Genomic DNA, 21012 nt, shown 5'->3' with positions numbered 1-21012 from the left:
CTCAGTGGAACGGCCGGTGCCCCGGATCGAGGACAGGAATTCCTCTTCGACACCGAAGGTCAGCGCGGGCACCGGAACCCCTCCTTGGCGCGAGTCCTTCGTCCACCATCTTCGGCCGGCGCCGGAATCGCCAGGGCCGAAGGGCCTGGCCAGGCGTCGGGCGCCGCGCGCAGTGCCCTTCGGCCCTGCCCGAGAGGGGCAGTCAACCTGTTTCCGGAACGTTACGGATGTTTCATCAACATCTCGGCAATGTCTTGTCGGTCACATTCAACTCGTGTTTACTGCGGTCAACACGAGTTGAATGGGGTTTGCTTCGATGCGCATCATCCTCGACACCGACCTCGCCATGGGCGCACCCGGCTCCGACATCGACGACGGGTTCGCGCTGGCTCTCGCATACGCCGATCCCGGCATCGAGCTCGACCTGATCACCACCGTCAACGGCAACACCGACGTCGAGAGCGCCACCATCCTCACGGGTGAGCTGGTGAACCGGCTGGGCATCAAGGACGTCCCGATCGTGCGGGGCGCCTCGGCCGCATACACCCGGCCGCACCTCAAACGCACGCCCGCCGACAATGTGCTGGCGTTGCGTGACTCGGCCCGGACGCCCACCGGCGGCTACGCGGCCGTCGCGATCGCCGAGCACATCATGGCCCACCCGGGGGAGATCACCCTGGTCGCCATCGGCCCGCTGACCAACGTCGCAGCCGCTCTGCTGCTCGAACCGCGCATCGCCGAAGCGGTCAAGGAAATCGTCATCATGGGCGGGATGTTCTTCGGCACCATGTCCAACCGCGACATGCCCGGGGAGTTCAACGTCTGGGTCGACCCCGAGGCAGCCCAGGCCGTGCTGCGCTCGGGCGCGCCCCAGCGGTGGGTGGGTCTCGACGTCACCCTGCAGGCGCGCCTCAACCGCGAGCACGCCCAGCGGATGATCGAGGCGGGCACGGCCTTCGCCCCGTTCGCCGGCGAGTTCACCCTCGCCTGGATCGACCACATCCACGCGCTGTACCCCGGCAACCCCCTCGAGGCCGACTCGTGCGCCATGCACGACCCGCTGGCCGTCGCCGTCCTCACCCGGCCCGACCTGTGCGAGTTCCGCGAGGTGACGGTCTCGGTGATCACCGGTGAGGGGGAGGCCCGCGGCGTGATGATCACTGACCGTCGCGAGGGCGCGGAACCGCCGGCCGCGAACGCCCGCGTGGCGGTCTCCGTCGACGCTGATGCCTTCACCGAACACTTCCTCGGACTCATCACCGGTCTCTGACCGAGAAGAAGGGACTCTCCTGATATGTCTCTCACAGCCACCTTCAGCCGGCGGCGGTTGCTCGCCGGGCTGGCCGCCGCCACTGCCTCGGCCCTCGTCCTCACCGCCTGCTCCGGCGGCGACAGCGACACAGGCAGCACCGGCGGGGGCTGGTCGCTGCCGAGCACCGACCCGACCGCCACCATCAAGGTGCTCAGCATTCTCGACCTCAAGACCGCCCACATGCAGGAGGTCATCGACGCCTTCGAGAAGGCCCACCCCACCATCAAGGTCGACTACCAGTCGGTCCCGTTCGACAGCCTGAACAGCACCCTGGACGCGCGGATCGCCAACAAGGGCGGCGACCCCGATGTCTATTGGGCCGACCAGCCGCGCATCTCCGCGCTCGCCGCGCGGGGCGAGGCCGAGGACCTGACCGAGGCGTTCGCGGGCTTCAAGGAGTCGTTCGACCCCACCGCGTACGACTCGGGGATGTTCCAGGACAAGCTGTGGGCGCTGCCGATCGCGAACTCCACGCAGCTGCTCTACTACAACAAGGACCTGCTGAAGAAGGCCGGGCTGCCCGAGCCGTCGGCCGACCCGGCGCAGCGGATGACGTGGGAACAGCTCACCAAGGACGCCGCCAAGGCGAAGTCGGCCGGCGCGCAGCATGGTTTCCTGTTCGGCCAGTTCGACCGCTACTACCAGCTGGAGCCGCTGCCGGTTCAGCTCGGCGGATCGCCCGGGGCGACCGGCGACAAGAACCTCACCCCGGACTTCACCTCCGAGCAGTGGGTCAAGGCCTTCACCTGGTACGGGGATCTGTTCAAACAGGGCGTCGCACCCAGGGGCATGAAGTCCGAGGAGACCGATCCGGCGTTCGTGGCCGGCCGGGCCGCGTACATCGTGGAAGGTCCCTGGCTGATCCCGCAGCTCGGATCGTCGAAGGTGGATTGGGGCGTCGCGCCGCAGCCGGTCTTCTCCGGCGGCAAGCCGGCCACCCCGACCGGCTCGTGGTCGCTCGCCATGAACCCGTTCAGCAAGCAGAAGGAGGCCGCCGCGGTCTTCATGAAGTGGATGGCGGTCGACGAGGGCGGCGGCTACATCAAGTACCGCTCCGACCCCGAGCTGGCCGCGTCGCCGGAGGGCAAGAAGATCTACTTCGAGAAGTCGGTGTTCTCCTCCCCGGCGGGCAAGGACGCCGCGAAGATCATCGACTTCGAGACCTCGAACACCGCGGTCAACCGGGTCCCGACCATCGGCTACATCGAGTTCGAGACGATCCTCAACCAGGCCTTCGCCGACATCCGCAACGGCGCCGACGCGAAGACGGCGCTGGACAGCGCCTCGGCCCAGCTGACCACCGCCTGGAAGAAGTACCAGTAATGGCTTCGTCCACCGTCACGTCCGAGCCCGTCGCCGCCAAGCGGCGGCGGGCCGGCCGCCGGCAGGAACTGATCTGGGCCGCGATCTTCCTGTCGCCCGCGATCGCGGCCCTCGTCGTGCTCCGGGTCGTCCCGACCGTCGGCGCCGTCGTCCAGAGCCTCTACAAGGCGTTTCCCGGCGGCATCATCCCGGCCACGTTCCACGGCCTGGGCAACTACGAGTCGCTGTTCTCCGACCCCAACTTCGTCGACACGATCGTCCGTACGCTGATCTTCAACGTCATCATCAACCCGGTGCAGATCGTGCTCGCGCTCCTGCTGGCCGTGCTGTTCGTGCAGAAGATCCCCGCGGTCGGCGTGTGGCGCACCCTCGTCTTCATCCCGATCACCGTGCCGATCGTGGGCTCCTGCATCGCCTGGGGGGCGGCGCTGAACCCCGACGGGCCGGTCAACGCGCTCCTCAGCGCGCTCGGCGGCAACCCGCAGCCGTTCCTCACCTCGCCCAACCAGGCGCTGGCGAGCATCATCCTGCTGGCCAGCTGGATCGGCATCGGCTACTGGATGCTTTTCCTCATCTCCGGTCTGCAGGCCATTCCGGAGGAGCTGTACGACGCGGCGAAGATCGACCGGGCCGGCGCCATCCGGACGTTCTTCAGCATCACCGTCCCGATGCTCCGGCGCCCGTTGCTGTTCGTGCTGGTCGCCGACACGGTCGCCAACTTCGTCCTGTTCGTGCCGGTGCAGCTGCTCACCCAGGGGGGCCCGCAGAACAGCACGACGTTGCTGATGTTCGACGCCTACCGGACGACGTACGGCTACGGCAGCCGTAATCTCGGCGCGGCCGAGGTCGTCATCCTCACCGCCATCATGATCTTCTTCGTGCTCCTGCAGTTCCGGCTGCTGCGCGACGAGAGGACGCCGCGATGACGACCACCGAACTCGCCCGCCCCGGTCGCACCGAGCCGGTCGCCCCGCTGGGCCGGGCCCCGCGCCCGGTGAAGACCTCCACCGTCGTGCTGACCGCGGTGGCCGTCCTCGTCGGCGTGGGTTTTGTGCTCCCGGCGATCTGGATCCTCATCGGCTCGTTCCGCCCGAACGCCGAGATTCTCACGACGATGTCCCCGCTGAGCCGGCACCTGGTCATCCCGTCCGAGGTCACCCTCGAGAACTACGTGCACCTGCTGGTCGACTCGGGATTCGCCCGGGCGCTGCTCAACTCGTTCATCGTCTGCATCGCGTCGGTCGCGATCGGCCTGGCCATGTCGGCGATGGCGGCCTACGCCCTGGCCGTCTATCAGTTCCCCGGCCGCAACCTGATCTTCGCGGTCATCGTGATCAGCTTCATGGTGCCGTTCGAGGCCATCGCCATCCCGCTGGCACAGCAGTTCACCGACTGGGGACTGGGCAACACGATGATCGGGCTGATTCTGCCCGGAGTCGCCAACGGTTTGGCGATCTTCAACCTCCGGCAGTACTTCCTGGGGATCCCTCAGTCCTACCGGGAGGCGGCGATGCTCGACGGCGCCTCCGAGCCGAGAATCCTCTTTTCCCTGTACGCGCGTCTGAGCGGACCAGCGCTCACGAACTCGGCGCTGCTGATCTTCCTCGGTCAGTGGACCGCTTTCCTGTGGCCGCTGCTGATCGTCAGCGACAGCGACCTGCAACTCGCCCCGGTCGCGCTTGCCGGTACCTTCGGCGAGCACGCGGCCGACTACGGGCAGAACTTCGCCGGCACCATCGTGCTCACCCTCGTGCCCGCGATCAGCATGTTCGTGCTCCAGCGCTTCTTCGGACGCCTCTCGATCGGAAGTGGAGAGAAGTGAGTACATACCTTCCCGGCACGGCGGGCATCATCGTCGTCGGATCCGCCAACCAGGACTACATCGTCCGGGTGGCCGAACCGCCGGGGCCGGGTGAGACCGTGCTGGCCACCGATCTGCTCAACCAGCCCGGCGGCAAGGGGGCCAACCAAGCCGTGGCGATGGCCCGGCTGCGCGGCGACGTCAGCTTCGTGGCCTCGGTCGGGGACGATGCCGACGGGGCTCAACTCATCCGGGAACTGCGGTCCGAGGGCGTCGACACCACCAATGTGGAGATCATCAGCCGGGGGCGTACGGGCCTGGCCCTGGTCCTCGTGTACGACTCGGGCGAGAACTCGATCACCGTTGTGCCCGGCACCAACTTCGCGCTGACCAGCGAGCGGGTCCACCGTACGGTCAGCCGGATCACCGCCGAGACCGGCGCCGCCACCATGGTCGTGCAGGCGGAGGTGCTGCCCGAGATCATCACCGCCGCCATCACCGCGGCGGCCGCGGCCGGAGCCCGGGTGATCCTCAACCTCGCGCCCTACCAGCCGGTGGCCGGCGAACTCCTGGCCCACTGCGATCCGCTGGTGCTCAACGAGGCCGAGGCCAGCGGCCTGCTGGGCTGGGAGGTCCGCGGCGCCGAGGCGGCCCTGCGAGCGGTCACCGAGCTGCGGACACGCAGCCGCTCAGTGGTCGTCACCGTCGGCGCTGAGGGCGCCTGCTGGGCCGACGCGCAGGACAGCGGGCACATCCCGGCCCCGAGGCCGACAGCCGTCGTCGACACCACGGGCGCCGGTGACGCCTTCGTCGGGGCACTGGCAGTCCGGCTCGCCGCCGGTGCTGATCTGAGGGACGCGGTGACCGTGGGCGTACGGGCCGGAACGTTCGCGGTGCAGAGCCCGGGTGCCCAGTCGTCGTATCCTTCGCCGGCGGACCTCGGACTCGAGCCCGCCGAGATCCACCCTTAGGAGCACCACTTGGCAGTGACACGTTCGGATGTGGCGCGGGCCGCCGGCGTCTCCCCGGCCGTGGTCAGCTACGTCCTCAACAACGGACCCCGGCCGGTCGCCGCCCGCACCCGGGAACGGGTCCTGGCGGCGATCGACCAGCTGGGTTACCGGCCCAACGCGATCGCGAGCGCGCTGCGCGGAGGCAGCACACAGACGATCGGGTTGCTCACGCCCAACCGGAGCAACCCGTTCTACGGATCCCTGGCCGAGGAGATCGAGCGAACGCTCACCGAGCAGGGTTACCTCACCCTCACCGCCAGCACCTACGGCTACCGCTCCAGCGAGGAACGCCTGCTCCGGACATTCGTCGACCGCCAGACCGACGGCTTGATCATCACGTCCGGCGTGTCGCTGTCGGGTGCGGCGCTCGCCGGCGTCGACCAGTCGGTGCTGGTGCTCGAGGAACGCCCCGACAGTTCCCTGTCCACGGTCAGCATGGACGACGAGAGCGACGCCGCCCGCGCGGTCGACCACCTCCAGGTGCACGGGCACGACCTGATCGGCTGCATCGTCGGCCCGCCCTACGTCAGTGCCGACGGGCTGCGACTGGCCGGGTGGCGGGGCCAGCAGCGGCGTACGGGCCGGCCCGCCTCGGACGGTCTGGTCGCGCTCGCGGACGCGGGGGAGGAGGGCGGCTACCAGGCGGCCGGCCTGCTGCTGAGCGAACATGGCCGGCCCTGGGCCGTGTACGGCCGCAGGCCGACCGCGCTGTTCGTGGCCTCCGACGTCCAGGCGTTCGGTGCGCTGCACGCCTGCTGGGAGCTGGGACTGAGCGTGCCCGACGACGTGGCTCTGGTGTCGATGGGCGGGACCCGGGCGGCCCGCTTCACGATCCCGCCGCTGACCACGATGCGGCAGGACACCGAATACCTGGCCCGCATCGCCTGCGCCCACCTGCTTGAGGACATCCGCCACCCCGGCACTCCACCCGCCCGCGTCCGGCTGACCGGCAACCTGGTGGTGGGCCACACCTGCGGTTGCTCCCCGTGAACTGACTCGGAACGAGAGGCGTCACGACAGGAGGCGCGAGAGCCAGCCCGTACGGGTGACACGTGCGGCCGCCGACAGGGCAGCACCCGGGAAGAGGGCGTCGAAACCGTGGAACCCGCCGCCCCACACGTGCAGCTCGGCCTGCCCGCCCGCGGCCCAGATCCGGTTGGCGTACGCGACGTCCTCGTCCCGGAACAGCTCGGCCGAGCCCGCGTCGACGTACGCCGGGGGCAGGCCGGACAGGTCGCCGGCGAGCGCGGGGGACACGTACGGGGGAATGTCGCTGTGCGGGCCGCCCAGCAGGCAGCCCCAGGCGAACTCGTTGGCCTCACGGCTCCAGGTGCCCGGCGATGTCGAGTCCGCGCGATTGCGGTGGTCGAGCATCGGCCCGATCAGCACCTGCGCCGCGATGGCCGGCCCGCCATGGTCCCGGGCGAGCAGCGCGACCCCGGCGGCCAGCCCACCACCCGCGCTCGCGCCCGCCACCACCACTCGCTCGGGGTCAACGCCGAGTTCGGCCGCGTTCGCCGCAAGCCACTCCAGGGCGGCGTAGCAGTCCAGGACCGGCGTGACGCCCCGCGCTTCCGGGGCGAGGCGGTAGTCGACCGACACGACGACCGCGCCGAACTCGGCCAGCCACTCCAGGGGGATGTCGATCTGCGAGTAGCGGTTGCCCATCACCATGCCGCCGCCGTGAAGCCAGAGGATGCCGGGAGCACCGGAGGGGAGCTCGCCGGCGGGGCTGAGGACGGTCAGCGGGACGTGTGCGCCGGGGATGGTCACTTCCCGCCGCGTCACGTCGTCGCGCGAAGGGAACGGCGGGGCCGCGTACGGGCGAATGAGGTTGAGGGTTTCCGAGGTGAGCGGCGGCATCGGTGGCATGCCGGCGAGCAGTGTTCCCAGTTCGGCGTCGAGCATCAGAACGCCGCCTTTCCGCCGACGGGAACCTCGTCGGTGTAGGCGGAGTCGCCGTCGAGCAGCGGCTGCAGCCGGGCCACCAGGGCCTGCGCCGGCGCGGTGGCGAAGAACGCGGCGTGGGCGCCGGCGCTGGTCCAGCCCTCGGTGACATGGATGACGTCGGGGTTGCCGGCCGAGCGTCCGACCAGGAAGACGACGCAGTCGGGGCTGGCGAGCGCCGGCGCGTCGAGCAGCAGCGCCACCACCTCGTCGGCGTGCCCGGCCCGGGCGGTCATCGTGGCGTGGAAGCCGTGCATCTGATTCTCCCATTCACTGGTGAAGCGTGTTCCGTCGATGGATCAACTTTCGCAGCCTGGGCAGCCGATGCGATATGGCGATCCTCGCTGACACTTGCACAATCGTGCCGGGGTGACGCCCGGGAGGAGTAACCCGGTCCCCCTTGTGGCGCCCATGCAAGATCACCAAATAGGGTTCGCTCACGAGCCCGTCAGGCCACGGCGGCGCCCGCCTCCGCATCCGAAGGGCGACACATGACCGAGCTCGAGGACCTCATCCGGGCCGTGACCGGCAACATGGTTCCGGGCGGCAGCATGTTCGGCCGCACGGTGGCGCGCATCATCGAGCTCACCCTCGAGCCGCTGGGCGCTGCCGAGCCCGCCCGCACGCGCGCCGAGCTCGAGAAGGTCTGCGCCTGGGCGAACCGCACCAAGCCGTCGATGGCCACCGTCCGCAATGCCGTGACGCTCGCGCTGGCCACCGCCGACGCCACCGACGGGTCGTCGCGCTCGGTTGTCGAAGCCGTCTCGGCGGCCATGCGCGCGTTTGTGGCCCGCTCCGAGCGGGCGGTCGAGGCGCTGGCCGGCGGCGGCGCCGACATCGTGAAGCCGGGCGCGCGGGTGCTCACCCACTCGAACTCGGCCTCGCTGCAGAGCGTCCTGGGGCGGGTGGTCGCCACTGTGCCGGACGTGTCGATCGGCGTGACGGAGTCCCGCCCGTACCGCGAGTCCCGGCGCCTGGTCGAGAGTCTGGCCGGCTCCGGCGTGCCGGTGACGCTGTTCTCGGACGCCGCGATGGCGGTCGCCGTCGGACAGTCCGATGTGGCGATCGTGGGAGCCGACGCCGTGTTCGCCGACGGCACGCTGGTCAACAAGATCGGCACGCTTCCGCTCGCGCTGGCCTGCCGATATCACGGCGTTCCCCTGTACGGGGTGACCGAGCTGGCCAAGGTTTTCGACGGCGACCCGTCCGAGGTGGGCATGGAGCTGCGGCCCGGCGCCGAGCTCAGCGACGGCTGGGAGCCGGCCGAGGACGGGCGGGTCGCCGTGTGGAACCAGTTCTTCGAGCCGGTGCCGCCCGAGCTGATCACCGCGTACGTCACCGAGGCGGGACTGGTGGCGCCGGGCGGCATGCTGGCCGCGTACCGGAGCAGCCTGAGCGCCGCGAGCCCGTGCGTCGAGCCGTGAGCAAGGTCAAGCGGGGACGGGGAGGGTGAACGAGATCGAGGTGCCCTCGTCGACGTCGAGGTCGAGCCAGATGCGGCCGCCGTGGTATTCGACGATTTTCTTGGCGATGGCCAGGCCGATGCCCGTGCCGTCGTAGGCCTCGCGCGGGTGCAGGCGCTGGAAGATGACGAAGACCTTGTCGGCGAACTCCCGTTCGATGCCGATGCCGTTGTCGCGCACGTTGATCCGCCATTCGTCGCCGTCGCGTTCGGCGTTCACCCGCACCACCGGCGGCACGTCGGGGCGGCGGAACTTCAGCGAGTTGCCGATCAGGTTGGCGAACAGGGTGGTGAGCAGCGGCTCCTCGCCCTCGACGGTGGGCATCGCCGACCACGAGACGTCACCGCCGCGCGACTCCAGCTGTGAGCGGACTTCGGTCAGCACCCGGTCGAGCGGCACGGAAGCGAAGCCCGTGGTGAGCCGCCCGACGCGCGAGAACGCGAGCAGGTCGTTGATCAGCCGTTGCATGCGCTGGGCGCCGTCGACGGCGAACGCGATGTACTGGTCGGCGCGTTCGTCCAGCTTGCCCGCGTACCGGCGTTGCAGCAGCTGGCAGAAGCTGGCCACCTTGCGCAGCGGCTCCTGCAGGTCGTGCGAGGCGACGTAGGCGAACTGCTCGAGGTCACGGTTGGAGCGGCTCAGCTCGTCGGCTTTGAACTCGAGCTGCCGGTTGGCCTCCAGGACCTGCGTACGGGCCTCGCGCACCTCGGACAGCTCGGAGGCGATCCGCTGCCGCATGCCGTCGACGTCACCGGCCAGGCTGACCAGCTCCGGTGAGCCGGCCGAGACGATCCGGCGCTCGAAGTCGCCTCCGGCCACCCGCCGCACCTGCCGGGCCAGCTCGGCGATCGGGCGGCTGACGAGCCGGTCCAGCAGCAGGAGCATGAGCCCGCCGACCACGGCCAGGATGACGGCGGCGACGATCTCCAGCACGACCAGGACCGACGCCGTGCGCCGGGCCGCCGCGGCCGCCTCGTCGCGCAGGGCCAGGATGTCGGCCTGCAGCGTGTCGACTGCCGTCCGCAGGGCGTTGAACCGGGAGTCGTTGGCCGCCTCGTCCAGGCTGGAGCCGGAGGCGCCCGCGGCGATCACCGGGTTGGCCACGTCGGCGCGCCACCGGTCGGCCAGCTGCCGCACCCGCTGCAGGCCGGTGCGGATGGCGGCACGCCCGCGGGGGCCGTTGAGCTGGTCGATGCGGACGAGCAGCTCCTTCTCGGCGGCCACACCCCGCTCGTACGGCTGCAGGTTCTTCGCGGATCGGCTCAGCGCGAAACCCCGTACGCCGGTCTCCTGATCGAGGTAGGCCGAGTAGAGCTCCTGACCGGCGACGCGCATCGGGCCGGTCTTGTCGAGCAGCACGTCGAGATTGCGGTTGCTGTCGACGGCCGTCATCGCGGCGACCGTGCCCAGGCCGGCCAGCAGCACCCCGGCCACGGCGAAGAGCATGAGCACGCGGCGGCGCATCGTCCAGGTCCTGACACGCAAGCTGTCCACTGATGACCGTCCTGGGGGTAGGCGTGAGACGGCAGTATGAACCACGGCGTTTGCCGCACTGCAATTAACCCGTACGTGTTCGCTTCCTATAGTCTTTAGGTTGTAGCCTAGCGGTATTAGGAAGGGAGTGACCGTGGCACGGAAGGGGCTGACGGCCGAGCGGGTCGCGGTGGCCGGCGCGGAACTGGCCGACGAGGCGGGCTTCGAGCAGGTGACGCCGTCGGCCGTCGCGCGCCGGGTCGGGGTGCGGGTCGCCAGCCTGTACGCGCATGTCCGCAACGCCGACGACCTGCGCACCCGCGTCACCCTGCTGGCGCTGGCCGAGATGGCCGACCGGGCCGCCGCCGCGCTGGCCGGTCGAGCGGGCCGGGACGCGCTGGTCGCCCTCGGCAGCACCTACCGTGACTACGCCCGCGAGCATCCCGGCCGTTACGCGGCGGCCCAGGCTCGGCTCGACCACGAGACCGCCCTGGCGAGTGCCGGTCCGCGCCACGCCGAGATGATCCGCGCGATCCTGCACGGCTACGAGCTTCCCGGCACCGAGCACACCCACGCCGTACGGCTGATCGGCAGTGCTTTGCACGGCTACATCACCCAGGAAGCGGGTGGTGCGTTCGATCACAGCCGACCCGGCGCCGACGAGTCCTGGGCGCGCATTCTCGACGCGCTCGACGCGGCTCTGCGCCACTGGCCCCGAAAAGGATGACACCAATGATCACCACACCCATGACCGCCGAGCTGATCCGCGGCGCCGTCGAGCTCGAGCAGACCCCGTACGGGCTGCTGCCGCACCGGCTTCCGGCCCGGGCGCGGGCCCAGTGCGCCGACCCCCAGCTCGCGACCGTCGAGGCACAACCTTCCGCCGTACGGGTCGTGTTCCGCACAAGGGCGACTCGCGTCGAACTCGTCACCGTTCCCACGAAGCTGATCTACCGTGGGGCGCCGCCCCGGCCCGAGGGCGTCTACGACCTGTACGCGGACGGCGTCCTGGTCGCACAGCAGACGGTCGCCGGCGGCACCACCGTGACCGTCGACATGGCGACCGGGGCCGTCGGCGCGGTTCCCGGCGAGCCCGGCCGGGCCGTGTTCACCGGCCTGCCCGGCGAGCTCACAACCGTCGAGATCTGGCTGCCGCACAACGAACGCACCGAGCTGGTCGAGCTGCGCAGCGACGCCCCGATCGAGCCCGCCCCGCCGTCCGGCCGGCCCCGCTGGCTGCACCACGGCAGCTCGATCAGCCAGGGCTCCAACGCCGCCACCCCGAGCACGATCTGGCCCGCGATCGCGGCCGCCGAGGGCGGGGTCGAGCTGACCAACCTGGGGTTCGGCGGCAGCGCCCTGCTCGACCCGTTCACCGCCCGGACGATGCGTGACCTGCCGGCCGACCTCATCAGCGTCAAGCTCGGCATCAACATCGTCAACGCCGACCTGATGCGGTTGCGCGCGTTCGGCCCGGCCGTGCACGGCTTCCTCGACACGATCCGCGACGGCCACCCCTCGACGCCGCTGGTGGTGGTGTCGCCGATCTACTGCCCGATCCACGAGGACACGCCCGGTCCCGGCGCGTTCGACGTGGCCGCGCTGCGCGAGGGCCGGATCGGGTTCGTGGCCACCGGCGACCCGGCCGAACAGGCCGCGGGCAAGCTCACCCTGCGGGTGATCCGCACGGAACTGGCCCGCATCGCCGCCGAGCGGGCCAAGACCGACCCGAACCTGACGTACGTGGACGGGCTCGACCTGTACGGCGAGGCGGACCACGCCGAGCACCCGCTGCCCGACCAGTTGCACCCGGACGCGGCGACGCACCGGCTGATCGGCCGGCGCTTCGCCGCGCGGGTGTTCGCCTGACTCAGTTGTCCTCGGTCTTGTTCAGGACCTTGAAGGCCTCGTCGAGCTCGACGTCCCACTCCTTGTTGCCCGAGTCGCGGACCTCGGCCTCGTAGGCGGCGCCCTGGTCGTCGCTCGCCTCGACGTCCAGGACGGTGCCGCCGCCGACCGCGTCCAGGGCGGCCTTCCCGGCGGAGGTGCGCTGGGCGTCGGTCAGCGCGGGGCCGGCGGCGTCCGGGTCGTCGGCCTGCCGGCTCAGCACCTTCAGGTCCTTGTCGAGCACGACCTCGACCTCGGAGCCGTCGGTCTTGCGGATGTCGACCTCGTACGCCTCGCCCTGGTCGTCGCTGGTCTCGACGTCGAGGACGGTGCCGCCGCCGACGGCCTGCACCGCGGCGTTGCCGGCCTTGTCCCGGTCGCCGCCGCTGACCTCGCCGTCGGCGTTCGCGGCGGTCGCCCACACGCCCCCTCCGACGGCGAGGGCGGCCACAGCGGCGGTGGTGACGATGACGCGCTTGCTACGAAGCTTGGCGGTGTTCATGGGTGTGATCGGCCTTCCCTGCTGCGATGGATGAGTGCTGCTGACACACCATGCGCGAAGGTCCCTGAATCCAGCCTGAACGATTCACGGCTTCTTGTGCGCGATGGCGAGCCGGGTCCGGTACTGCTTGGTGATTGCTCCGCCGTGAACCTCGTCGATCAGGTGAGCGATGCACGCGAACAGGCCGTTGCGTGCCTGCGGCGCCATGGCCCGATTGCCGGAGTAGGTCATGAGCAGGTTCAGATACTCGGAAGCCGTGTAGGTCTGGCGCCACTCGTAGCGCCGGAATCGGACTGGCCCGAATCGTGCCGATCGATCGAACTCCGCCGCCTCGTCGGGGGTTTCGTCATCGGTTGTCAGGCGCATGCCGGGCGGTGTTGCGGGGTCGAAAACTTCGTAGCATCGTTGTGCGTCGGCGAAGAAGGCGTTTGTGCCGCCGGCGATGTGGTGGGTCGAGACGATGCCGAGAGCTCCGCCGGGCCGCAGCAGGTCAGCGGCTTTGATCATGCGCGTGTCGGGGTCGAGCCAGTGGAACGCGGTCGCGGAGAGAACCGCGTCGAAGGGTCCGTCCGTGGGCTGCCAGTCTTCGAAGGCCGCCGCGACGACGGTGACATTCGGGAACTGTGCGAGGTTGCGCCGGGCGATGGCGGCCATGCCGGGGCTGAGGTCCATCGCGACGACATGGCATCCCAGTCGTGCCAGGGGCAGGGTCGCTTGTCCGGTGCCGCATCCGATCTCGAGTACCCGAGCCTGCGGACCGAGATCTGCCAGTGCGGCGAGGTCGGTGAACAGCTGGGGCGGATAGGTCGGACGGCATCGGTCGTAGAGTTCGGCGTCCTGGCCGAAGGTGGTGCGCAGTGTTTCCCGGTTGGTGTCGGTCATGGTTGCTGGTTGTCCCTTCAGTCGCGCGAGCCTCAGCGGGGAAAGCGAACGGTGAAACGGGCGCCGCCGCGGTCGGAGGGGGAGGCGGTGACCACCCCGCTGTGGGCGGTGACGATGGCGCGGACGATGGCCAGGCCCAGGCCGCTGCCGCCGTCGTCGCGGGCTCGGGCCTCGTCGAGGCGGACGAACCGGTCGAAGACGCGTTCCCGCTGGTCGGCGGGGATGCCGGGGCCGTCGTCATCGACGGTCAGCTCGACGGCCTCGGAAGTGGTGCGCACGCCCACGGCCACGGTGGTGGTGGCGTGCCGGGCGGCGTTGTCGGTCAGGTTGCGCAGGAGCTGGGCGAGCGCGGCCGAGTCACCCCGGATACGGCCCGCCCCCACGCCTGCGGTGTCGACCTTCAACCCCGTACGGGAAAGGCGTTTCGCCTCGGAGAGGGCGAGGTCGTCGAGGTCGACGTCGTGGTGGGCGCGCCGGGCTCCGCCGTCGTCGGCTCGCGTGAGCAGCAGCAACTGGTCGACGAGGCGTTGCAGGCGGGCCGTTTCCTCGAGGACGGTGTCGGCCAGCTCGCCGTCGGGCAGAGCGCCGGGGTGGGTCCGGGCGACCTCGGCGGCCTGGCGGATTCCGGCCACGGGGGAGCGTAGTTCGTGGGAGGCGTCGGCCACGAACTCGCGCTGCCGGTCCCGGGAGTCCTGCAGGCGGCCGAGCATGCGGTTCATGGTGCGGGCCAGCCGGCCGATCTCGTCGCGGGATCCGGGTTCGGGCACGCGACGGTCGAGCCGGTCGCCGGTGATCTCCTCGACCTCGCGGCGGATGCGTTCGACGGGGGCGAGCGCGCGGGACGCCACCACCCAGGTCGTGCCGCCGACGAGCAGGACGAGCAGGGGTACGCCGACGAGCAGCGGGGTGAGCAGCGCCTCGGTCGAGTCGTCGACGTCCTCCAGCGACACCGCCACCGCGACCCGATAGCCGCCGTCGTCAGCGGTCGCCACCACGTACGGGTGTTCGCCGCCGGGCAGGTTCACCTGGCCTTCACGGTCGGGCAGGGCGACGCCGGACCGGGTGACGGTGCCGTCGGGGGCCCTCACCTGCCAGACGAAGTCGTCGTCGTCCGACACGTCGGAACGCTGCTGCAGGAGCGCGGACGCCCGCTGCTCGGCGGTGGTCTCCAAGCCGTCGCGCACCGACCCGCGCATCAGCACGACGAGGGCGACCGCGGCGGCGACCAGCGCCACAGCCACCACGAGCATGGCCGCCGCGGTGGTGCGCAGCCGGACGTCAGCCACCGCCGGCCGCCAGCCGGTAGCCCGCGCCGCGCAGCGTCTCGATCGCCGTCCGCCCGATCTTGCCACGCAGGTGGCCGATGTAGACCTCGACGATGTTGGGGTCGCCCTCGAAGTCGGAGTCCCACACCCCGTCCAGGATCTGCCGTTTGCTGACGACGTCGCCGGGGTGCCGGGCCAGGAAGAACAGCATGGAGAACTCGCGCGCGGTCAGCTCCACCTCGGCGCCGTCCCGCCACACCCGCCGCGCCGCCGGGTCGAGCCGCAGGTTGCCGACCGTCAGCTCGGTCGGGCGTTCCCGCGCGCCGCGGCGGCTGACGGCCCGCAGCCGGGCCACCAGCACAGGGAACGAGCACGGCTTGGTCAGGTAGTCGTCGGCCCCGGTGTCGAGGCCCTCGACCTGATCCCACTCGCCGTCCTTGGCCGTGAGCATGAGGATCGGCGTCCAGTCGCCTTCTTCACGCAGCGTCGCGCACACCTGGTAGCCGTTGAGGCCGGGCAGCATGAGGTCGAGCACGACGGCGTCGTACGTGTTCTCGCGCGCCAGCCACAAGCCGTCGACCCCGTTGTGGGCCACGTCGACGGCGAACCCCTCGGCCTCGAGCCCGATCCGCAACGACCGGGCCAGCCTCTGCTCGTCGTCGACGACAAGGACCCGCACCCGCACACCTCCGAAGAAAACCCCATCGTCACCCACCTACCCTGAACGGGCGCTGAACACGCCGGGGTGACGTCCGGCCGAGCGGCCGAAGGCGCCGCCGGGGGAGGTTATGGTCGGCAATTGTGACCACCACCGTGAGATCCGCCGACCTGCCCGACGGCACCACCGCCCATGACGAGACCCTTGACCGCTGGTACGTCAAGAAGCCCGTCGGCATGTTCCCCTGGCGCGCGGCCAACGGCGAGAAACTGACCGATTACGAGGTCGACAACTTCCTGCGGTCCGGCCGGATCAGCGTCACGGCGCCGGATCCCCGCCTGACCGTTTTCTGAGGGATCCGGCCCGCTCCCCGCCCTGGCCACGCAGGCTCACAGAACTCTCCCAGAAGCTCTGCGGAACCGGCCAGCCTCGGCGACGAGCATCGCGGCCATGAACCGAATCGACGTACGAGGACTGACCAAACGCTACGGGCCCGACACGGTGGTCGACGACCTGTCGTTCACCGTAGAACCGGGGCAGGTGACCGGTTTCCTGGGGCCGAACGGCGCCGGCAAGTCCACCACCATGCGCATGATCATCGGGTTGGTCGCGCCGGACCGGGGCTCGGTCACGGTCGCCGGGCAGCGCTACCAGGACCTGCCCGTGCCGCTGGTCGAGGTGGGCGCGCTGCTCGACGCGGGCGCGGTCCACGGCGGCCGGACCGCCTACCACCACCTGCTCGCCCTCGCCGTGAGCAACGGCATTGCCCGTACGAGGGTCCGGGAGGTCCTTGCCCGTACGGGGATGGAAAGCGTCGCCGCCAAGCGGGCCGGCAGCTTCTCCCTCGGCATGCGGCAGCGCCTCGGCATCGCGGCCGCCCTGCTCGGTGACCCCCAGATCCTGATCTTCGACGAGCCGGTGAACGGGCTCGACCCGGAAGGCATCCGCTGGGTGCGCGACCTGATGCGTTCGCTCGCCGCCGAGGGCCGGGCCGTGCTGGTCTCCAGCCACCTGATGAGCGAGATGGCGCAGACCGCCGACCACCTGATCGTGATCGGGCGGGGGCGGCTCATCGCCGACACCACCATGAGCGAACTGACCCGTACGAGCGGCGTCGGCACGGTTCTCGTCCGCGCCGACGACCCGGACGTGCTGACGCTCAAACTGGCCGCGGCCGGCGCGACGGTGCGCGAGGGACTCGAGTCGTCGCTGATCGTGGCCGGCCTGACGGCGCACGACATCGGCAAGCTGGCCGCCTATCACGGGATCGCGCTCGCCGAGCTGACCCCGCAGCGGGCCTCGCTGGAGGACGCGTTCATGGAGCTGACCCGCGACAGCGTCGAGTTCTCGGGGGTGGCGGCATGAGGACCCTGCACGCCGAGTGGATCAAACTGCGCAGCCTGCGGTCGACCTGGCTCACGCTGGCCTGCCTGTTCGTCGTCGGGCTGGGCCTGACCGTGCTGGCCTCGAACGCGGCCGGGGCGCTCTGGGCGCAGGCCACCGACGCCGAACGGCAGGCCTGGGACCCGACCGAGCGCAGCCTCACCTCGTACATCGTGGCCCAGCTGATCATCGGGGTGCTCGGCGTCCTCGTCGTGACCTCGGAGTTCGCGACCGGGCTGATGAGCACCACGCTGACCGCGACACCACGCCGTACGCGGGTGCTGGCGGCCAAGGTGACGCTCGCGGTGGCCGTCGCCCTGGTGGCGGGTGAGGTGCTGATGTTCACGGCCTTCCTGACCGGGCAGCCGCTGATGGCCCGGCAGGACCTGCCGAGCGCCTCCCTCGGCGATCCCGGCGTGCTGCCGGCCGTGTTCGCGGGCGGGCTCTATCTGGCGGCGATCGGATTGCTCGGGATCTCGCTGGGTGTGCTGCTGCGGGCCACCGCGGGGGCGCTGACCACCCTGGTCGGCATCGTGTTCCTGGTGCCCGGCGTGGGCGGGGTGTTCCCGGCCTGGATGCACGGGATCTTCGACTACTGGCCGACGCTGGGTGGGTCGGCGGCCCTGGCCACGGTCCCGGACCCCGACTTCCCGCACCCCTGGCTCAACCTGGGCGGAATGTGCCTCGCGGTGCTGGGCGTGCTGGTGGCCGCGTTCGTGGTCTTCCGCAAGCGCGACGTCGTCTGATGACGACGGTGTCCCGCCGTCCGGGCCTCATGCGCCACCTGTACGCGGGTGGGGGCGCTGCCGCCGCGGCGCTGCTCGCGATGGGTGGCACGGCCGTGCTCGGGCTGCTGTTGCTGGACGCCGGGCGGGTGGGCCGGCCCGATCAGCTCGCGGCGGCCCTGGTCGCGATGGCCGCGGGCGCTCCGGTGCTGGTCGGCGCCACGCCGTCGGGTGGGCTGCCGGTGACCGTGAGCGGCCAGGTCGACGTGCTGCCGCTCGGAGTGACGCTGGCCGGAATGACCGTGCTGGGCGTGCTCCTGGCGCGTCGCGGGCGTGCCGGGCTGCTCGTCCGCGGCGGTACGGCTGTGGTGGTCTTCACCGCGGGCATCGGGGTGGCGGCTCGGATGGCGCGCAGTGCGCTGACGCTGCCGTCTGCCTTGATGCCTACGTCGGGGGTGACGTCCGGCTGCTCGTCCAGCCGGACGGGATTTTTCGGCGCGCTCAGCCAACACACTCAGCCCGACATTTCTGGGATGCCGGGCTGGGGAGGGGTGACGCGCACTCCCATCTCGTTCGGTATGCCCGTTGCACCCGGCACGAGCGGGTCGTTCGACGCCGGGTTCGCCGTGGCCGTCGGTCCCGCGGTGGCCGGTGCGGCCGGGCTCGCGCTCGTCGTTGTCGCGCTGTGCTGGCTGGCGCTACGGTTCGCGCCGGTCGCGGCGGGGCTGCGCGTGCTGCGACGGCCGGCCCTCGGGCTGGTGGTCGTCTGCCTGGCGGCCGCTGCGGTGTCCGGCGGACCCCCGGCAGCGGGCGGCCTGGTGCTGGCGTTGCCCCTGGGGCTGGCTCTGTCGCCCACGGTTCACGCCGACGGTGTGCTCTCCTGCGCGATCAACGGTGACGGCTCGTTCCTCGTGCCGGACAGCGCCTCGATGGTCGTGCTGCCGATTGTCGCGCTGCTCGGATGCTGTGTCCTGGTCGCAGCGGCAGCCCGCCGCGCCCATCCCGCCGGCCCTGTGCTGCGGGCCGCCGGGATGGCAGCGGCGACCGGGCTGGCCCTGGCGGCCCTCGCGCTTGTCACCCAGGCGTCGGCGCAGGTCGGCGTGCGGGCTCTGATCTTTGCGGTGCCCGTGCTCGACGCCCGGCTGAGCACCGAACCGTGGACGGCCCTGCTGATCGGGGTGGTGGCGGGCGCGGCCGCCAGTCTGCTGACCGACGCTTTCGTAGGCTGGCGGCCATGGAGAGGTCATGACGCCCCGCGCTGACGCCGAACGCCTGCTGGTCGTGGACGACGAGGCCACCGTACGGGAACTGTTGTCGGCGACTCTGCGGTTCGCCGGTTTCCGGGTGGTCTCGGCGGGCACGGCGGCCGAGGCGATCACCGCGGCCACCGAGGAGCCGCCCGACCTGGTGCTGCTCGACGTCATGCTGCCCGACATGGACGGCTTCGAGGTCGTGCGGCGACTGCGCGAACAACGTACGGCGGGACGCGGCGGCCCGGTCCCGGTGCTGTTCCTGACCGCGCGCGACCGGCAGGCCGACAAGGTGACCGGGTTGTCGCTGGGCGCCGACGACTACGTGACCAAGCCGTTCGACCTGGAGGAGCTGATCGCCCGGATCCGCGCGATCCTGCGCCGTACGGGGGGATCGCCGGCCTCGGTGCTGGCCGTCGGCGCGCTGGCCCTGGACGCCGAGGGGCATCTGGTGACCCGTGACGGCCGTCCGCTGAAGGTGTCGCCGACCGAGTTCCGGCTGCTGCGCTACCTGATGGAGAACGCGGGCCGGGTCGTGACCAAGGCGCAGATCCTCGACCGGGTGTGGCACTACGACTTCGGTGGCGACGCCAGCATCGTCGACACGTACATCTCGTACCTGCGCCGCAAGGTCGACACCGAGGAGCCACGGCTGATCCAGACAGTGCACGGCGTGGGTTATGTGCTGCGGGAGCCCAGGACATGAGCTTGCGCGTACGCCTCCTGCTGATCACCGCCGCGCTCCTGCTCGCCGGGCTGGGGCTGATCGGCACGGTCGTCTCCGGACGGCTCGCGCACTACCAGGCCGACCGGCTCGACACGCAGCTGCGCTCGCTCACCGAACTGATCGCCGGCCTGCCCGTGAGCGGACCGCGCCCCACCCCGGACCCGACCCTGATGGACCCCGCGCTCGACCTGATCGGCGCGCCGTACCTGGTGTACGTGGACGACAACGGCACGGTGTCGCAGGGCGCGCTGTCGACGCGGGTCAACCCGGCCGGTCTGCCGTCGGCGGAGGAACTGCGGGCCGTTCCCACCGACGGTTCGGGCGTCTTCCTGCCCGCCGCCGACGGCTCGGAGCGCTGGCGGGCCGTCGCCGCCCGGAACACCGGCGGAGGCGGAACCGTGATCGCCGCGTCCCCGATGGCCGAGGCCGACGCCACTGTCGCCCAGCTGCGCCGGACCAGCCTGGCGGGCGGGGCGGTACTGCTTGTGGTGCTGACCGCGCTGGGCTGGTTCGCGCTGGGCCGGGGGCTGCGGCCGCTGCGGCGCATCGAGCACACGGCGGCGGCCATCGCGGCCGGTGACCTGAGCCGCCGGGTGCCGCGGCTCGCGCCGCCGAGCACCGAGGTCGGGCGCCTCTCGGGCTCGCTCAACACCATGCTGGGCCAGCTCGAGCGCGCGTTCGCCGACCGGGCAGCGTCCGAGGCCAGGATGCGGACGTTCGTCTCGGACGTCAGCCACGAGCTGCGCACGCCGCTGTTCGTCATCAAAGGCTCGACCGACCTGCACCGGATGGGCGCGCTGGCCGAGCCGTCCGACGTGGACGAGGCGATGCGCCGGATCGAGCGGGAGGCGACCCGGCTGACCGCGCTCACCGAGGACCTGCTGCTGCTGGCCCAGCTCGACGACGCGCCCGAGGGGCAGCTCGACCGGGCCCCGATGGACCTGCGCACCCTCGCCACCGACGCCCGGCACGACCTGCACGCGCTCGACCCGTCGCGGCCGCTCACGCTGACCGGCCCGGACGGGACGGGACAGCCGGGGCCGGCCCCCGTCGACGCCGACGAGGCCCGGTTGCGGCAGGTCGTCGCGAATCTGGTCGGCAACGCGGCCGCGCACACCCCGCCCGGCACGGCGGTGCGCATCGGCGTCGGCACTGTGGACGGGCGGGCCGTGCTCGAGGTGGCCGACAGCGGGCCGGGAATGACGGCCGAGCAGGCCGGGCGGGTGTTCGACCGGTTCTATCGCACGGACCGGTCCCGCACCCGTACGGGCGGCGCGAACGCGGGCCTGGGTCTGGCCATCGCCCGCTCGCTGGCCCGAGCCCACGGCGGCGACATCGAACTCGCGACGGCCGCGGGCGCCGGGGCCACCTTCCGGCTCGTGCTGCCGCTGGCATAGCTCG

Annotated in this window: 22 protein-coding genes; 15 read left to right on the top strand and 7 right to left on the bottom strand. The window is 71.0% G+C overall.

Annotated features, from left to right (window positions below; all coding sequences use genetic code 11):
• Positions 1–316 precede the first annotated feature (316 nt).
• The 6 genes from C8E87_RS41335 to C8E87_RS41310 are packed head-to-tail and all read left to right on the top strand — an operon-like array spanning position 317 to position 6439.
• A complete protein-coding gene (locus tag C8E87_RS41335) occupies positions 317–1270 on the top strand; it encodes a nucleoside hydrolase (protein ID WP_166661453.1) in 954 nt (317 codons plus the stop codon).
• Positions 1271–1294: 24 nt separating this feature from the next.
• Entirely contained in the window at positions 1295–2635 is a 1341-nt protein-coding gene (locus C8E87_RS41330) for an ABC transporter substrate-binding protein (protein ID WP_133878779.1), read from the top strand.
• Positions 2635–3561, top strand: a complete 927-nt coding sequence (locus C8E87_RS41325; protein ID WP_133878778.1) for a carbohydrate ABC transporter permease — start codon at positions 2635–2637, stop codon at positions 3559–3561. The genes C8E87_RS41330 and C8E87_RS41325 overlap by 1 nt, the downstream gene beginning before the upstream one ends.
• Positions 3558–4457: a carbohydrate ABC transporter permease gene (locus C8E87_RS41320; protein WP_133878777.1), complete on the top strand. Its 900-nt coding sequence runs from the start codon at positions 3558–3560 to the stop codon at positions 4455–4457. Before C8E87_RS41325 ends, C8E87_RS41320 begins: the two co-directional genes overlap by 4 nt.
• Positions 4454–5407: a ribokinase gene (locus C8E87_RS41315; protein WP_133878776.1), complete on the top strand. Its 954-nt coding sequence runs from the start codon at positions 4454–4456 to the stop codon at positions 5405–5407. Before C8E87_RS41320 ends, C8E87_RS41315 begins: the two co-directional genes overlap by 4 nt.
• 15 nt (positions 5408–5422) lie before the next feature.
• Positions 5423–6439 (top strand): LacI family DNA-binding transcriptional regulator, encoded by a 1017-nt coding sequence (locus C8E87_RS41310; protein ID WP_239080572.1) that lies wholly within the window; start codon positions 5423–5425, stop codon positions 6437–6439.
• Positions 6440–6460: 21 nt separating this feature from the next.
• Here C8E87_RS41310 and C8E87_RS41305 read toward each other — a convergent pair whose 3' ends face one another.
• Together C8E87_RS41305 and C8E87_RS41300 are read right to left on the bottom strand one after the other, a co-directional pair.
• Positions 6461–7357, bottom strand: coding sequence for an alpha/beta hydrolase (locus C8E87_RS41305; RefSeq protein WP_203720886.1), 897 nt, complete (start codon positions 7355–7357; stop codon positions 6461–6463).
• The gene (locus C8E87_RS41300; protein WP_133878774.1) at positions 7357–7653 is read right to left on the bottom strand and encodes a putative quinol monooxygenase; all 297 of its coding nucleotides are present in this window, start codon (positions 7651–7653) and stop codon (positions 7357–7359) included. The genes C8E87_RS41305 and C8E87_RS41300 overlap by 1 nt, the downstream gene beginning before the upstream one ends.
• 234 nt (positions 7654–7887) lie before the next feature.
• Here C8E87_RS41300 and C8E87_RS41295 point away from each other — a divergent pair, with 234 nt between their 5' ends.
• Positions 7888–8820, top strand: a complete 933-nt coding sequence (locus C8E87_RS41295; RefSeq protein WP_133878773.1) for an eIF2B alpha/beta/delta subunit family protein — start codon at positions 7888–7890, stop codon at positions 8818–8820.
• Positions 8821–8826: 6 nt separating this feature from the next.
• Here the strand turns inward: C8E87_RS41295 and C8E87_RS41290 are convergent, their stop codons facing one another.
• The gene (locus tag C8E87_RS41290; RefSeq protein ID WP_239080562.1) at positions 8827–10353 is read right to left on the bottom strand and encodes a sensor histidine kinase; all 1527 of its coding nucleotides are present in this window, start codon (positions 10351–10353) and stop codon (positions 8827–8829) included.
• Positions 10354–10486: 133 nt separating this feature from the next.
• Between C8E87_RS41290 and C8E87_RS41285 the strand changes: the two genes are divergently transcribed.
• Entirely contained in the window at positions 10487–11059 is a 573-nt protein-coding gene (locus C8E87_RS41285) for a TetR/AcrR family transcriptional regulator (RefSeq protein ID WP_133878772.1), read from the top strand.
• Positions 11060–11064: 5 nt separating this feature from the next.
• Positions 11065–12201, top strand: a complete 1137-nt coding sequence (locus C8E87_RS41280) for a GDSL-type esterase/lipase family protein (RefSeq protein ID WP_133878771.1) — start codon at positions 11065–11067, stop codon at positions 12199–12201.
• Between the two features lies 1 nt (position 12202).
• Here C8E87_RS41280 and C8E87_RS41275 read toward each other — a convergent pair whose 3' ends face one another.
• The 4 genes from C8E87_RS41275 to C8E87_RS41260 form a co-directional block, all read right to left on the bottom strand.
• Positions 12203–12721 carry a PepSY domain-containing protein gene (locus tag C8E87_RS41275; RefSeq protein ID WP_133878770.1) on the bottom strand — a complete coding sequence of 173 codons (519 nt, stop codon included), beginning with the start codon at positions 12719–12721 and terminating at the stop codon, positions 12203–12205.
• A gap of 84 nt (positions 12722–12805) precedes the next feature.
• A complete protein-coding gene (locus tag C8E87_RS41270) occupies positions 12806–13603 on the bottom strand; it encodes a class I SAM-dependent methyltransferase (RefSeq protein ID WP_133878769.1) in 798 nt (265 codons plus the stop codon).
• A 32-nt stretch (positions 13604–13635) separates the two neighbouring features.
• Positions 13636–14889, bottom strand: a complete 1254-nt coding sequence (locus tag C8E87_RS41265; RefSeq protein WP_203720888.1) for a sensor histidine kinase — start codon at positions 14887–14889, stop codon at positions 13636–13638.
• Positions 14882–15547: a response regulator transcription factor gene (locus tag C8E87_RS41260; RefSeq protein ID WP_133878768.1), complete on the bottom strand. Its 666-nt coding sequence runs from the start codon at positions 15545–15547 to the stop codon at positions 14882–14884. The genes C8E87_RS41265 and C8E87_RS41260 overlap by 8 nt, the downstream gene beginning before the upstream one ends.
• Before the next feature lie 122 nt (positions 15548–15669).
• On the opposite strand from C8E87_RS41260, the gene C8E87_RS41255 reads away from it, so the two are divergent.
• The 6 genes from C8E87_RS41255 to C8E87_RS41230 all read left to right on the top strand — a co-directional run bounded on the left by C8E87_RS41255 (position 15670) and on the right by C8E87_RS41230 (position 21008).
• Positions 15670–15879, top strand: a complete 210-nt coding sequence (locus C8E87_RS41255) for a hypothetical protein (protein ID WP_133878767.1) — start codon at positions 15670–15672, stop codon at positions 15877–15879.
• 97 nt (positions 15880–15976) lie between these two features.
• Complete coding sequence (locus C8E87_RS41250) at positions 15977–16891, top strand: ABC transporter ATP-binding protein (protein ID WP_133878766.1); 915 nt, start codon at positions 15977–15979, stop codon at positions 16889–16891.
• A complete protein-coding gene (locus C8E87_RS41245) occupies positions 16888–17655 on the top strand; it encodes an ABC-2 transporter permease family protein (protein ID WP_133878765.1) in 768 nt (255 codons plus the stop codon). Before C8E87_RS41250 ends, C8E87_RS41245 begins: the two co-directional genes overlap by 4 nt.
• Positions 17655–18896: a hypothetical protein gene (locus tag C8E87_RS41240; RefSeq protein WP_203720889.1), complete on the top strand. Its 1242-nt coding sequence runs from the start codon at positions 17655–17657 to the stop codon at positions 18894–18896. The genes C8E87_RS41245 and C8E87_RS41240 overlap by 1 nt, the downstream gene beginning before the upstream one ends.
• Positions 18880–19590, top strand: coding sequence for a response regulator transcription factor (locus C8E87_RS41235; protein WP_133878764.1), 711 nt, complete (start codon positions 18880–18882; stop codon positions 19588–19590). Before C8E87_RS41240 ends, C8E87_RS41235 begins: the two co-directional genes overlap by 17 nt.
• Entirely contained in the window at positions 19587–21008 is a 1422-nt protein-coding gene (locus C8E87_RS41230; RefSeq protein ID WP_133878763.1) for a sensor histidine kinase, read from the top strand. The genes C8E87_RS41235 and C8E87_RS41230 overlap by 4 nt, the downstream gene beginning before the upstream one ends.
• Positions 21009–21012: the final 4 nt, after the last annotated feature.

Origin of the sequence: Paractinoplanes brasiliensis (assembly GCF_004362215.1) — a bacterium.
Lineage (GTDB): Bacteria > Actinomycetota > Actinomycetes > Mycobacteriales > Micromonosporaceae > Actinoplanes > Actinoplanes brasiliensis.
This window is presented reverse-complemented; position numbering and strand designations above follow the sequence as displayed.